Below are 14,286 nucleotides of genomic sequence, written 5' to 3' on the forward strand. Positions count from 1 at the left end.
ATCTGTCCGGTTCCAGCGTAGGCGGAGCGCACCCCGGAGCGGGCGCGGGGAACCGCGCGACCAGCCACGACGGGACCGCGGACGCGGGCGGGGAGCCCGCGCCGCGTCCCCCGAGGAACGGCTAGCCCCCGTAGGCGCCCGACGCCGTCAGCCGCAGGGCCGTGTCGATCAGCGGGACGTGGCTGAACGCCTGCGGGAAGTTGCCCACCTGGCGCTTCAGACGCGGGTCCCACTCCTCGGCGAGCAGACCGAGGTCGTTGCGCAGCGCGAGGAGCTTCTCGAAGAGCTTGCGGGCCTCGTCCACCCGGCCGATCATCGCCAGGTCGTCCGCCATCCAGAACGAGCAGGCCAGGAACGCGCCCTCGTCACCCGGCAGGCCGTCGACGCCCTCGCGGTCGCCCTCCGTCGGATAGCGCAGGATGAACCCGTCCGTGGTGGACAGCTCGCGCTGGATCGCCTCGATGGTGCCGATCACCCGCTTGTCGTCCGGCGGCAGGAAACCCATCTGCGGGATGAGCAGCAGCGAGGCGTCCAGCTCCTGGGAGCCGTAGGACTGGGTGAAGGTGTTGCGCTCCTTGTCGTAGCCCTTCTCGCACACGTCCCGGTGGATGTCGTCGCGCAGTTCCTTCCAGCGCTCCAGCGGGCCGTCCGCGTCACCGGACTCGATCAGCTTGATCGTGCGGTCGACGGCGACCCAGGCCATCACCTTGGAGTGCACGAAGTGCCGGCGCGGGCCGCGCACCTCCCAGATGCCCTCGTCCGGCTCCTGCCAGTGGTCCTCCAGGTAGCGGATGAGCTTCAGCTGGAGCAGGGACGCGTAGTCGTTGCGGGCGAGCCCGGTCATGTGACCCAGGTGCAGGGCCTCGGTGACCTCGCCGTACACGTCCAGCTGGAGCTGGTGCGCGGCGCCGTTGCCGACCCGGACCGGGGCGGACTTCTCGTAGCCCGGCAGCCAGTCCAGCTCCGCCTCGCCCAGCTCGCGCTCACCGGCGATGCCGTACATGATCTGCAGGTTCTCCGGGTCGCCGGCGACCGCGCGCAGCAGCCACTCGCGCCAGGCGCGGGCCTCCTCGCGGTAGCCGGTGCGCAGCAGCGAGGACAGGGTGATCGCCGCGTCCCGCAGCCAGGTGTAGCGGTAGTCCCAGTTGCGCACACCGCCGATGTCCTCGGGCAGGGAGGTCGTCGGGGCGGCGACGATGCCGCCCGTGGGGGCGTAGGTCAGCGCCTTGAGGGTGATCAGCGAGCGGATCACCGCCTCGCGGTACGGCCCGTGGTACGTACAGTGCTCGACCCACTCGCGCCAGAAGTCCTCCGTCGCCGACAGCGAGGCCTCCGGCTCCGGCAGCGGCGGCGGCTGCTTGTGCGAGGGCTGCCAGGAGATGGTGAACGCGATCCGGTCACCGGGGGCGACCGTGAAGTCGGCGTACGTCGTGAGCGCCTTGCCGTAGGTCTCGGTCTCGGTGTCGAACCACACCGAGTCCGGTCCGGCGACGGCCACCGTGCGCCCCTCGTGCTTGTGCACCCACGGCACCACCCGGCCGTAGGAGAACCGCATCCGCAGGGCCGAGCGCATCGGGACCCGGCCGGTGACGCCCTCCACGATCCGGATCAGCTGCGGGGCGCCGTCACGCGGAGGCATGAAATCGGTCACACGGACCGTGCCGCGCGGGGTGTCCCACTCGGATTCCAGGATCAGCGAGTCGCCGCGGTAGCTGCGCCGGGCGGCCGTGGGCGGCTTGGCGTCGGCGGCGTGCGCCGGTCCGAGCCGCCAGAAACCGTGCTCCTCGGTGCCCAGCAGGCCGGCGAAGATGGCATGCGAGTCGAAGCGGGGCAGGCACAGCCAGTCCACCGTGCCATCCCGGCAGACCAGCGCCGCTGTCTGCATGTCTCCGATGAGTGCGTAGTCTTCGATGCGCCCGGCCACGTGCAACTCCAGTCGAACGGCCACGTCACACCCCCGCGCAGGGGGCTGTCGCTAGTGCGGTCAAGGGATCGTTGTTAAGCGTCGTTGAGCGGTGAAGCAAAGCAGCCCGCCGAGCCCTGAGGCAACACGACAGTCTTTGCTCAACGAACTGCCGCGCTCTCGTTGTTCCGGGTGATGTTGGCGGGGGTGTGCCGTCGTTCCGGCCGGGCTCGGCAGCCAATGTCCGAGCAGGATACGACGCACGTAGATGATCTGCGTGCCGCTCCGGGCAACCTGTGTGGGCCGAACGAGTGAGCACCGGGTGAGGACGGTGTGTCCGCAGTCCGTCCAGAGTGACACAGGTGACCTGTGCTGCGGCCCCTTGTGCCCGGGCGGGTGCGAAGAGTGGTCGGGAGCCATCCCGCCCAGGCGCTGATACGCTGGTAGCCCGTGGACCGGTGGGAGAAAACCCCCGAACCGCAGCGACGGCACCCCCGGAGACACCCGGGAGGGTCGCCGTATCGCACCCCCAGACCGCGACCACGGGAGCCCCCTCTTGGCCATGCCGCCCAACACCACGACGACCAAGCACATCTTCGTGACCGGGGGTGTCGCCTCCTCGCTCGGCAAGGGTCTGACCGCCTCCAGCCTGGGCATGCTGCTCAAGGCGCGGGGTCTGCGTGTCGTGATGCAGAAGCTCGACCCGTACCTGAACGTCGACCCGGGCACGATGAACCCGTTCCAGCACGGTGAGGTGTTCGTCACCAACGACGGCGCCGAGACCGACCTGGACATCGGCCACTACGAGCGGTTCCTCGACCGGGACCTGGACGGCAGCGCCAACGTCACCACCGGCCAGGTCTACTCCACGGTGATCGCCAAGGAGCGCCGCGGCGAGTACCTGGGCGACACGGTGCAGGTCATCCCGCACATCACCAACGAGATCAAGCACCGCATCCGGCGCATGGCCACTGACCAGGTCGACGTCGTGATCACCGAGGTCGGCGGCACGGTCGGCGACATCGAGTCGCTGCCGTTCCTGGAGACCGTCCGCCAGGTCCGCCACGAGGTCGGCCGGGACAACGTCTTCGTGGTGCACATCTCGCTGCTGCCCTACATCGGCCCGTCCGGTGAGCTGAAGACCAAGCCGACCCAGCACTCGGTGGCCGCGCTCAGGAACATCGGCCTCCAGCCGGACGCGATCGTGCTGCGCTGCGACCGGGAGGTGCCGACCGCGATCAAGCGGAAGATCTCCCTCATGTGCGACGTCGACGAGGCCGCCGTCGTCGCCTGCCCCGACGCCCGCTCGATCTACGACATCCCGAAGGTCGTGCACTCCGAGGGCCTGGACGCCTACGTCGTCCGCAAGCTCGACCTGCCCTTCCGGGACGTGGACTGGACGACCTGGGACGACCTGCTCGACCGTGTCCACAACCCCGACCACGAGGTCACGCTGGCGCTGGTCGGCAAGTACATCGACCTGCCGGACGCCTACCTGTCGGTCACCGAGGCGCTGCGCGCGGGCGGCTTCGCCAACAAGGCCCGCGTGAAGATCAAGTGGGTCACCTCGGACGACTGCAAGACCCCGGCCGGCGCCAAGGCCCAGCTGGAGGACGTGGACGGCGTCTGCATCCCCGGCGGCTTCGGCGACCGCGGTGTGCTCGGCAAGGTCGGCGCGATCCGCTACGCCCGGGAGAACAAGATCCCGCTGCTCGGCCTCTGCCTGGGTCTGCAGTGCATCGTGATCGAGGCCGCCCGCAACCTGGCCGACATCCCGGACGCCAACTCCACCGAGTTCGACCCGGCCACCGCCCACCCGGTCATCTCCACCATGGCCGAGCAGCTCGACATCGTCGCCGGTGAGGGCGACATGGGCGGCACGATGCGGCTGGGCATGTACCCCGCCAAGCTGGCCGAGGGCTCGATCGTGCGTGAGGTCTACGACGGCAAGGAGTACGTCGAGGAGCGCCACCGGCACCGCTACGAGGTCAACAACGCCTACCGCGCGGAACTGGAGAAGAAGGCCGGACTCGTCTTCTCCGGCACCTCCCCCGACGGCAAGCTCGTGGAGTACGTGGAGTACCCGCGTGACGTCCACCCGTACCTGGTCGCCACGCAGGCGCACCCCGAGCTGCGCTCGCGGCCGACCCGCGCGAACCCGCTCTTCGCCGGCCTGGTGAAGGCCGCGGTCGAGCGGAAGAATTCGAAGTAACACACCAGTTGTACGGTGGCCGGGGTGCGAACCTTCAAAGGTGAGCGCCCCGGCTTTCTTTGTCGGCCGGTCGTCTCGCACAGCACGTGGAAGGACAGGGCATGACGATCAAGGACACCCCCGAGGAATGGGAGATCCGGGCCACGGACACCCCCTTCGTGGGCAACAAGACCTCCGTCCGCACGGACGACGTGGTCATGCCCGACGGGTCGGTGGCCCGCCGTGACTACCAGGTCCACCCCGGCTCCGTGGCCGTCCTCGCCCTGGACGAGGACGACCGGGTGCTGCTGATCAACCAGTACCGGCACCCGGTGCGGCACAAGCTGTGGGAAATCCCGGCGGGGCTGCTGGACGTGCCCGGCGAGAACCCGCTGCACGCCGCGCAGCGGGAGCTGTACGAGGAGGCGCACGTCAAGGCCGAGGACTGGCGGGTGCTGACCGACGTGTACACCACCCCGGGCGGCTGCGACGAGGCCGTACGGATCTTCCTGGCCCGCGGCCTGTCCGACGCCGAGGGCGAGCGCTTCGCGGCGGAGCACGAGGAGACCGACATGCAGCACGCGCGCGTGCCGGTCGAGGAACTGGTGCGCCGCGTCCTGGCCGGGGACCTGCACAACAACTGCCTCGTGGTCGGCGTGCTCGCCCTGGTCGCCGCCCGCGGCGGGGACGGCCTGGACGCGCTGCGCCCCGCCGACGCGCCCTGGCCGGCACGCCCCTTCGAGAACTGACCCGCCGGGGGCCTGGCCGGCCTGTCCGGGGTGCGGCTCGGCCCGGTCGTGCGGGGCCCGGCCCGGCCTGTTCGGTACGGCGAGCGGCCGTCTCCTCTGGGGCCTGGCCCGGCCTGTCCGGGATGCGGCTCGGCTCGGCTCGGCTGGGGCCTGGCCTGGCACAGGCACGCGAGCGCCGTCTCGTGGGGGGCTCGGCTTGGCCCGCCTTGGGAGGCTCCCCGGCCCGCCTGGGACGTGACCGGCGCGACTGGGACCCGACCCGCCCCGCCGCGAGCCTGGCCGGCCTGTCCGGGGCCGGACCCGTCCGGACCCGACCGGGCTCGTCTGGAAGGTGACCGGCGCGTCTGGGACGAACCGATCCCGCGCGGGGTCTGGCCCGGCCTGTCTGGGACGTGGTCGGCGCGCCGGGGACGCGACCTGACTCCGTCCGGGGCTTGGCCCGGCCCGTCTGGGATGCGAACCGGCGCCTCCGGGACCCGGCCTGACCCCGTTCGGGACCTGACCCGGCCCCTTTGGGAGCCGACCCTGCCTGGGTGGGCCCGGCCCGCCCGAGACCTGGTCCTGCCTGTTTGGGGCTCGGTCCGGCCTGTCGGGGACGCGACCTGGCCCGTTCGGGACCTGACCCGTCCGCTTCGGGACCTGACCCGTCCCGTCCGGGAACTGACCCGTCGCCTGCCGGACCTGACCCGGCCCGTCCAGGGCCCCCCTCCCGCCCCCTCCGGGGTCCAGGACGTGACCCGCTCCTCCGGGATCCGGCCCGCCCCCTCCCGGATCCGGCCGGGCTCGTTCGGGGGCGGGACCCGTCCCTGCCCCGCCCCGGGGACCCGGGCCGCCCCCGGCCGGGCCCGTTCGGGCTGTCGGTGTGACGATCGCCTGATCCGATCGGGCGATCCCGCCGCCGCGCTCTTCCGGGAACGTCGCAGAGCGTGAACTAGGCTCTTCAACGCCCGCATCGGAAGACACCGGCGGGCTTGCGCGTGCGGTGGGACGGGAGTGTGGCCCGTGACGGATCAGGCGGTGGACCCAGACGGTGCGGAGCGGACCGCGCACCCGGCCAGGGAGGACCGATTCCTGGGCCGGACGCGGGAGTTGAAGGAGCTGCGCGCCGACATCGAGCGCGCCGGACTGGACACCCTCTCCGGCCGCAAGGCCCCCCGCGCGCGCGTGCTCCTGATCGCCGGACGCCCCGGTTCCGGCCGGACCAGCCTCGCCGAGCAGCTCGTCCGGCAGGTCGCCGGCCGCTACCCCGACGGGGTGCTGCGGGCCCGGCTCAGCGAGCCCGGCGGCACCCCGGTACCCGTCGAGCAGGCCGCCCGCGACCTGCTCGCCGCACTGGAGCTGCCCGCCCCCGCCGGAGCCGCCGAGGACGACCTGACCGCGGCCCTGCGCACCGCCCTGGCCGGCCGGCGGATGCTGCTCCTGCTGGACGACGCGGCCGGCGCCGAGCAGGTCGACGCGCTGCTCCCGGACGCCCCGGACTGCCTGGTGGTGGCGGTCTCCGGGGGCCCGCTCACCGGCATCGCGGACGTCCGCCCCTGCACGATCGGCGGCCTGGACACCAAATCCGCGGTGGAACTGCTCACCGGCTACGCCGGCTCCGTCCGCGTCACCGTCGACCCGCGCTCGGCGGAGAGCCTGGTCGAGGCCTGCCAGGGCCACCCGGCCGCGCTGGTGCTGGCCGGCGGCTGGCTCGCCGCCCGCCCCCAGACCGCCGTCTCCGACCTCACCAAACGGCTGCACACCGACGCCGGCGACGGCACCCCGCTGTCCCGGGTCTTCCGGCTCGTGTACGACCAGTTGCCCGGACCGGCCGCCCGCATACTGCGACTGCTCTGCCTCGCCCCGGCCGGCCTGGCCGACCCGCACACCGCCTCCGCGCTCGCCGGCTGCTCGGTCGACGCCGCCCGCACCACCCTGGACGACCTCGTCGCCCTCGGCCTGCTGCGCGCGCTGGACACTCCGCTGCCCCAGTACGAGGTCCCCGGCTGTCTGCATCCGCTGCTGCGCGCCCTGGCCGAGACCCAGGAGCGGCCCGCCGAGTTGCAGCTGGCCCGGGCCCGGATGCTGGAGCGGACGGTACGGCTGCTGCAGTCCTGCCGGGCGATCACCGAGACCGACAGCCCGCAGGCGCGGGAGAAGCTGAGCGGCCTGCCCCCCGCGCTGCGCTTCCCGACCCCGCGGGCCGCCGCCGACTGGCTGCGCACCCGGCGGTCCGCCCTGCTGGCGTCCGCGCGCCTGGCGGTGGCCGACGGCGAGCTGGACACCCTCGCCAGGCGACTGATGTCCCAGCTGGTCAGGGCCCTGGCCGCGCACGTCGGCACGCAGGCCGCCGCCCCCGACCTGTACGGCCTGCACGGCCTCGTCCTGGACGTCGCCGAGCGGCGCGGGCTGCCCCGGGAGAAGGCCGCGGCCCTGCTGAACCTGGGGGACCTGGACGCGCAGACCGGCCGGACCCGGGAGGCGCTGGTCCGCTACCGGGCCGCCCTGGACGCCGGACGCGAGGCGAACGACCCGTACGCGACCGGCCGCGCGATGGAATCCGTAGGCGGCGCGTACCAGGAGCTGGGGGACCACGACCGGGCCGCCGACTGGTTCGGCCGGGCGCTGGCCGAACGGCTGGCCCGGGGGGAGCACCCGGAGGCGGCCCGGCTGTACGGCCGCATCGGCACCGCCCACACCTACGCCGGCCGGTACGGGGAGGCGCTGCGGAACTGGCGGGCCGCCCTCGCCGGCTACCGCAGGAGCGGCGATGTCGCCGCCAGCGCGCGGGCGTTGAGCGAGATCGCCCGGGTGCAGGAGTACGCGGGGCGGCCCGAGGAGTCGCTGCGCACCTGCCAGGAGGCCGTGGAGTGGGCGCGGCGCGCCGAGGACGCCCGGTTGCAGGCCGCACTCCAGCTGCGGCTCGCCGACACCCTGGACCGGCTGGGCGACCCCGCGTCCGCCCGCCTGCACCGCGCAGCGGCCGAGCGCATGCTGGGTGAGGAGGCACCGGAAGAGGACGCAGGGCCGGAACACGGCGCTAACGCCTGCGAAATCCGTAGTGTGTCCAGCGAAGATTGATGCAATGGAAGGCTAGACAGCCGGAACACCTTCATTAAACTGGCTCTGCCGCTCGTTCTCCTGCGGTGTCTCCCGGTATGCCCCCGCATGTCTGGGTACGTCTGTAATGCACCCCCCTACCCTCTGAGCCAAGGACCGTGATCGACGTGAAGGTCGGCATCCCCCGCGAGGTCAAGAACAACGAGTTCCGGGTGGCCATCACCCCCGCCGGTGTGCACGAGCTGGTGCGCAACGGCCACCAGGTCGTCGTCGAGCGGGGCGCCGGCCTCGGCTCCTCCATCACGGACGAGGAGTACGCCTCCGCCGGTGCCGCCATCCTCGACACGGCCGACGAGGTGTGGGCCGCCGCCGACCTGCTGCTGAAGGTCAAGGAGCCCATCGCCGAGGAGTACCACCGGCTGCGCAAGGACCAGATCCTCTTCACCTACCTGCACCTGGCCGCCTCCAAGGAGTGCACGGACGCGCTGATCGAGTCCGGCACCACCGCCATCGCCTACGAGACCGTCGAGCTGCCGAACCGCGCCCTGCCGCTGCTCGCCCCGATGTCCGAGGTCGCGGGCCGGCTGGCCCCGCAGGTCGGCGCCTACCACCTGATGCGCGCGGCCGGCGGCCGCGGCGTGCTGCCGGGCGGCGTCCCGGGCGTGACCCCGGCCAAGGCCGTGGTCATCGGCGGCGGTGTCTCCGGCTGGAACGCCACCCAGGTGGCCATCGGCATGGGCTTCGAGGTGACCCTGCTCGACCGCGACATCAACAAGCTGCGCGAGGCCGACCGGATCTTCGGCACGAAGGTCAAGGCGATCATGTCCAACGCCTTCGAGCTGGAGAAGGCCGTCCTCGACGCCGACCTCGTCATCGGCGCGGTCCTCATCCCGGGCGCCAAGGCCCCGAAGCTGGTGACCAACGAGATGGTGTCCCGGATGAAGCCGGGAAGTGTCCTTGTCGACATCGCGATCGACCAGGGCGGCTGCTTCGAGGACTCCCGCCCCACCACGCACGCCGAGCCGACCTTCCGGGTCCACAACTCGGTCTTCTACTGCGTCGCCAACATGCCGGGCGCGGTGCCCAACACCTCCACCAACGCCCTCACCAACGCGACGCTGCCGTACATCGTCTCCGTGGCCAACAACGGCTGGGTGGAGGCGCTGCGCCGCGACCCCGCGCTCGCCAAGGGCCTCAACACCCATGACGGCAAGGTGGTTTACAAGGAGGTCGCCGAGGCTCACGGCCTGGACCACGTCGAGCTGGAGAGCCTTCTCGGCTGAGCCAAAAGGCGATTCGTCAACACGGCTCGTCAACAGCGCGCACCCGGCCGGACCTTGCCCGACAAGGTCCGGCCGGGTGTGTGTATGGTCACTTTGCGGCTCTCGGTCAACTCGCCTCGAACGTAACCCTTCGACCGATTCGCACACCGGTGAAACCTGCTGTGCGACGGCCGTACGCCCTTGACAGAGGGATGTTTCATTGCCGACACATCCTGCCGGGTCCGGCGGATTGTGTTGCTGCGGACGCCCGACACGCCATAGAGTCGCCAACCGTCGGCATGGTGCCACGCTGACCTTGTCTAGAAGTTTCCTGGTCACCAAGGAGGTAAGACGACTTGTGAATGAGTCGACATTTTCTCCCGGGGGTGGTCGACCAGGAATGCCCGCAGGGGGCCAGGGCCCCGCGGGATTCGAGGCTGTCGGCTCCGTAGCTGTGCGCACCTTCGCAGCCCACCAGAGTTCCGGTCCGCAGGCGGCCGGGACAGCACACCAGAGCATGGATGGCCATCACGTGAACGCCATGGCCGGCGACGGAAGTGGCGCGCCCCACAACCACTTCGCCGACTACGACGAACTGCCCGAGGGGCACTTCTACGACCCCGACGCCGAGTACGAGCCCGATCCCGAGTACGCGGCCACGCTCGCGCCCGACGCGGCCCGCCAGCGCCGTGAGCGCATCGGCCCGACCGGACGCCCGCTGCCGTACTTCCCGATCCCGGGCCCGCTGACCGACCACGGCCCCGCGACGATCATCGCGATGTGCAACCAGAAGGGCGGCGTCGGCAAGACGACGTCGACCATCAACCTGGGTGCCGCGCTCGCGGAGTACGGCCGGCGCGTGCTGCTCGTGGACTTCGACCCGCAGGGCGCGCTGTCGGTCGGTCTCGGCGTCAACCCGATGGAGCTGGACCTCACCGTCTACAACCTGCTCATGGAGCGGGGCATGTCCGCGGACGAGGTCCTGCTGAAGACGGCGGTCCCCAACATGGACCTGCTGCCGTCCAACATCGACCTGTCGGCCGCCGAGGTCCAGCTGGTCTCCGAGGTCGCGCGCGAGTCGACGCTCCAGCGCGCCCTGAAGCCGCTGCTGCCCGACTACGACTACATCGTCATCGACTGCCAGCCCTCGCTCGGCCTGCTCACCGTCAACGCGCTGACAGCCGCGCACAAGGTGATCGTGCCGCTGGAGTGCGAGTTCTTCGCCCTGCGCGGTGTGGCCCTGCTGACCGAGACCATCGAGAAGGTCCAGGAGCGGCTCAACCCGGAGCTGGAGCTCGACGGCATCCTCGCCACGATGTACGACTCGCGCACCGTGCACAGCCGTGAGGTGCTCGCGCGTGTCGTCGAGGCGTTCGACGACCACGTCTACCACACGGTCATCGGCCGCACGGTCCGCTTCCCGGAGACCACGGTCGCCGGTGAGCCGATCACCACGTACGCCTCCAACTCCGTCGGTGCCGCCGCCTACCGCCAGCTCGCCAGGGAGGTGCTCGCCCGGTGTCACGCCGAGTGAGTCTGCCCGGGGCCGACGAACTGTTCCGCACGACCGGGGGGATGGCGCTCCAGCCGTCCACGCCCCGCCGCGCGGCCAACGGCGAGGCCCGGGTGCCGGCTCCCGCGGGGGAGAGCGACGAGGCGGCCGCCGCCGAGGACGTACCGCAGTCGGTACCCGTCCAGAGCGGTGACGGAGAGGGCGCGGAGCACGTGGCGGCGGAGGCCGAGTCCGGCGAGTCCCGCACCCGCCCGGCACGCCGGCAGGCGGCGCAGGAAGGTTCTGCCGCGCAACCGCGCAAGCGCGGACGGGCGGCGGCCCGGCGGCCCAGCGGGCGCGAGCGGCACGACGAGAAGATCACCGTCTACGTCTCCGCCGAGGAGCTGATGGACCTGGAGCACGCGCGGCTGGTGCTCCGCGGCGAGCACGGGCTCGCGGTGGACCGCGGCCGGATCGTCCGCGAGGCGGTGGCCGTGGTCCTGGCTGACCTGGAGTCCCGTGGGGACGCGAGCATCCTCGTGCGCCGGCTGCGCGGGCGGTAGCGGTAGCCTGCGGGGGCTATGACCTCGTATGGAGCCCCTGCCCCCGGCGCATCCGCCGGTCGTCGGCGTGCGCTGGGGCGAGGGCCGGGAACCGTGCCGGACGAGGCTCCCGGACGGGGGCTGCCCGAGCCGGAGCCGAAGCCCGCACCGGAACCCGCCGAGCCGGAGCTGCCCGAGCCGGAGTCGCCGGAGCCCGCACCGGAGCTGCCGGAGCCGAAGCCGAAGCCCGCACCGGAGCTGCCGGAGCCGGAGCCGGAGCCCGCACCGGAACCCGCCGAGCCGGAGTCGCCGGAGCCCGCACCGGAGCTGCCGGAGCCGAAGCCGAAGCCCGCATCGGAACCCGCCGAGCCGGAGCTGCCCGAGCCGGAGTCGCCGGAGCCGGAGCCGGAGCCCGTACCGGAACCCGCCGAGCCGGAGCTGCCCGAGCCGGAGTCGCCGGAGCCCGCACCGGAGCTGCCGGAGCCGGAGCCGAAGCCCGCACCGGAACCCGCCGAGCCCGAGCCGGAGCCCGTACCCGAGTCCGCCGAGTCCGAGCCCGTTTCCGACGGCGTCTTCACCGTCCGCCTCGCGAACTTCGAGGGCCCCTTCGACCTGCTCCTCCAGCTGATCTCCAAGCACAAGCTGGACGTCACCGAGGTCGCCCTGTCCAAGGTCACCGACGAGTTCATGGCGCACATCCGGGCCATGGGGGCCGACTGGGACCTGGACCAGACCACGGAGTTCCTGGTCGTCGCGGCCACGCTGCTCGACCTGAAGGCCGCCCGGCTGCTGCCCGCCGCGGAGGTGGAGGACGAGGCCGACCTGGCCCTGCTGGAGGCCCGGGACCTGCTGTTCGCCCGGCTGCTGCAGTACCGCGCCTACAAGCAGATCGCCGACATCTTCGACCGGCGGCTCGACGACGAGGCCCGGCGCCGGCCCCGTACCGTCGGCCTCGAACCGCAGCACGCCGAACTGCTGCCCGAGGTCGTCATCAGCATCGGCCCCGAGGGCTTCGCCAGGCTCGCCGTCAAGGCCATGCAGCCGAGGCCCAGACCGCAGGTCTACGTCGACCACATCCACGCCCCGCTGGTCAGCGTGCAGGAGCAGGCGGGGATCGTGGTCGCCCGGCTGCGCGAGCTGGGCGAGGCCAGCTTCCGGGCGCTGATCGAGGACACCGACGACACGCTCACCGTCGTGGCGCGGTTCCTCGCCCTGCTGGAGCTGTACCGGGAGAAGGCCGTGGCCCTGGAGCAGGAGGCCGCGCTGGGGGAGCTGACCGTGCGCTGGACCGGCGGGGACACGGACGCGACGCCCAGGGTCACCGACGAGTTCGACCGGCCGCCCGAGCCGCCCAAGGAGGAGGAGAAGCCGTGAGTGAGCAGACCGCCGAGGTCCCGGCCGGGCTGCGGACCGTCGCCGACCTCGACCTCAAGCCCGCCCTGGAGGCGATGCTCATGGTCGTGGACGAGCCCGCGACCGAGGAGCACCTGGCGAAGATCCTGGAGCGTCCCAAGCGGCAGATCGCGGACGCCCTGCGCGAGCTGGCCGACGAGTACACCGTGCAGGGCCGCGGCTTCGAGCTGCGGTTCGTCGCCGGCGGCTGGCGCTTCTACACCCGTGCCGCCTACGCGCCCGCCGTCGAGCGGCTGGTCCTGGACGGCCAGACCGCCCGGCTCACCCAGGCCGCCCTGGAGACCCTGGCGGTCGTCGCCTACCGCCAGCCGGTCAGCCGCAGCCGGGTCTCCGCCGTGCGCGGGGTGAACTGTGACGGCGTGATGCGCACCCTCCTCCAGCGCGGTCTGGTCGAGGAGGCGGGCACGGAACCCGAAACAGGTGCGATCCTGTACAGGACGACGAACTACTTCCTGGAGCGGATGGGCCTGCGCGGCCTGGACGAACTCCCGGAGCTCGCGCCCTTCCTCCCGGAGGCGGAGGCGATCGAGGCCGAGACCCAGGAGGGGGTGCCGTCGTTCGACCCGGACGCGCCCGACGCGCCCGGCGGTCAGGACGCAGACGACTAAGACGGAAACCTTGATGCGAAGCAGCGGCAGCGGCAAGAGCGGCGGGCGCGGTAACTACCGCGGCGCAGGCAACGACAGGGACCAGAAGCAGGGGCAGGGCCGGCCCCGCAAGCCCCGCCCCGAGGAGCGCCGCTACGACGTGGGCCCGGGGGCCACCAAGGACGGCCCCAAGGCCGGGCGCGGCGGTGCCGCGCGGGGAGGGGCCAAGGGCGGCCCGAAGCGGTCCCAGCAGGACGGCCGTACGGCCCCGTCGCGCTCCCGCGAGTACGAGACGCGGGTCGAGGAGCGCAACCGGGAGCGGTACGCCGGCAAGAAGGACATCAAGCTGCCCAAGACCTTCCCGGGCGCCGAGCAGGAGGGCGAGCGGCTGCAGAAGGTCCTCGCCCGCGCGGGCTACGGGTCGCGGCGCGCCTGCGAGGAGCTGATCGAGCAGGCCCGGGTCGAGGTGAACGGCGAGATCGTCACCGAGCAGGGCAAGCGGGTCGACCCGGAGAAGGACGAGGTCAAGGTCGACGGCCTGACGGTCGCGACCCAGTCGTACCAGTTCTTCTCGCTGAACAAGCCCGCGGGCGTGGTCTCCACCATGGAGGACCCGGAGGGCCGGCAGTGCCTCGGTGACTACGTCACCAACCGCGAGACCCGGCTCTTCCACGTCGGCCGGCTGGACACCGAGACCGAGGGCGTCATCCTGCTCACCAACCACGGCGAGCTGGCCCACCGCCTCACGCACCCCAAGTACGGCGTGAAGAAGACCTACCTCGCGCACATCGTCGGCCCGATCCCGCGCGACCTGGGCAAGCGGCTGAAGGACGGCATCCAGCTGGAGGACGGCTACGCGCGCGCGGACCACTTCCGCGTGGTCGAGCAGACCGGCAAGAACTACCTGGTCGAGGTGACCCTGCACGAGGGCCGCAAGCACATCGTGCGCCGCATGCTGGCCGAGGCGGGCTTCCCGGTCGACAAGCTGGTGCGCACCGCCTTCGGCCCGATCACCCTGGGCGACCAGAAGTCGGGCTGGCTGCGCCGTCTGTCCAACACCGAGGTCGGCATGCTGATGAAGGAAGTCGACCTCTAAGCGCCTTGCCGT

Annotated in this window: 10 protein-coding genes; 9 read left to right on the forward strand and 1 reads right to left on the reverse strand. The window is 72.0% G+C overall.

Going from position 1 to position 14,286, the window contains the following annotated elements; genetic code table 11:
• Positions 1 to 121: 121 nt before the first annotated feature.
• Complete coding sequence (locus tag AB0946_RS15505; RefSeq protein ID WP_366761458.1) at positions 122 to 1,924, reverse strand: glycoside hydrolase family 15 protein; 1,803 nt, start codon at positions 1,922 to 1,924, stop codon at positions 122 to 124.
• Positions 1,925 to 2,465: 541 nt separating this feature from the next.
• Here AB0946_RS15505 and AB0946_RS15510 point away from each other — a divergent pair.
• The 9 genes from AB0946_RS15510 (at position 2,466) to AB0946_RS15550 (ending at position 14,274) form a co-directional block, all read left to right on the forward strand.
• Positions 2,466 to 4,115: a CTP synthase gene (locus AB0946_RS15510; RefSeq protein ID WP_366761119.1), complete on the forward strand. Its 1,650-nt coding sequence runs from the start codon at positions 2,466 to 2,468 to the stop codon at positions 4,113 to 4,115.
• Positions 4,116 to 4,216: 101 nt separating this feature from the next.
• Positions 4,217 to 4,843 (forward strand): NUDIX hydrolase, encoded by a 627-nt coding sequence (locus AB0946_RS15515; RefSeq protein ID WP_366761120.1) that lies wholly within the window; start codon positions 4,217 to 4,219, stop codon positions 4,841 to 4,843.
• Between the two features lie 1,002 nt (positions 4,844 to 5,845).
• Positions 5,846 to 7,903, forward strand: a complete 2,058-nt coding sequence (locus tag AB0946_RS15520) for a tetratricopeptide repeat protein (RefSeq protein ID WP_366761121.1) — start codon at positions 5,846 to 5,848, stop codon at positions 7,901 to 7,903.
• 137 nt (positions 7,904 to 8,040) lie between these two features.
• Entirely contained in the window at positions 8,041 to 9,165 is a 1,125-nt protein-coding gene (gene ald, locus AB0946_RS15525) for an alanine dehydrogenase (RefSeq protein WP_366761122.1), read from the forward strand.
• 379 nt (positions 9,166 to 9,544) lie between these two features.
• On the forward strand, positions 9,545 to 10,678 hold the full coding sequence (locus AB0946_RS15530; RefSeq protein ID WP_366761123.1) for a ParA family protein: 1,134 nt from the start codon (positions 9,545 to 9,547) through the stop codon (positions 10,676 to 10,678).
• Complete coding sequence (locus AB0946_RS15535; RefSeq protein WP_366761124.1) at positions 10,663 to 11,199, forward strand: hypothetical protein; 537 nt, start codon at positions 10,663 to 10,665, stop codon at positions 11,197 to 11,199. Before AB0946_RS15530 ends, AB0946_RS15535 begins: the two co-directional genes overlap by 16 nt.
• An 18-nt stretch (positions 11,200 to 11,217) precedes the next feature.
• The gene (locus AB0946_RS15540) at positions 11,218 to 12,552 is read left to right on the forward strand and encodes a ScpA family protein (RefSeq protein ID WP_366761125.1); all 1,335 of its coding nucleotides are present in this window, start codon (positions 11,218 to 11,220) and stop codon (positions 12,550 to 12,552) included.
• The gene (gene scpB, locus AB0946_RS15545; protein ID WP_366761126.1) at positions 12,549 to 13,199 is read left to right on the forward strand and encodes an SMC-Scp complex subunit ScpB; all 651 of its coding nucleotides are present in this window, start codon (positions 12,549 to 12,551) and stop codon (positions 13,197 to 13,199) included. Before AB0946_RS15540 ends, scpB begins: the two co-directional genes overlap by 4 nt.
• Positions 13,200 to 13,212: 13 nt before the next feature.
• Positions 13,213 to 14,274 (forward strand): pseudouridine synthase, encoded by a 1,062-nt coding sequence (locus AB0946_RS15550; RefSeq protein WP_366761127.1) that lies wholly within the window; start codon positions 13,213 to 13,215, stop codon positions 14,272 to 14,274.
• Positions 14,275 to 14,286 lie beyond the last annotated feature (12 nt).

Origin of the sequence: Streptomyces sp. NPDC046870 (assembly GCF_040704595.1) — a bacterium.
Classification (GTDB): Bacteria; Actinomycetota; Actinomycetes; order Streptomycetales; family Streptomycetaceae; genus Streptomyces; species Streptomyces argyrophylli.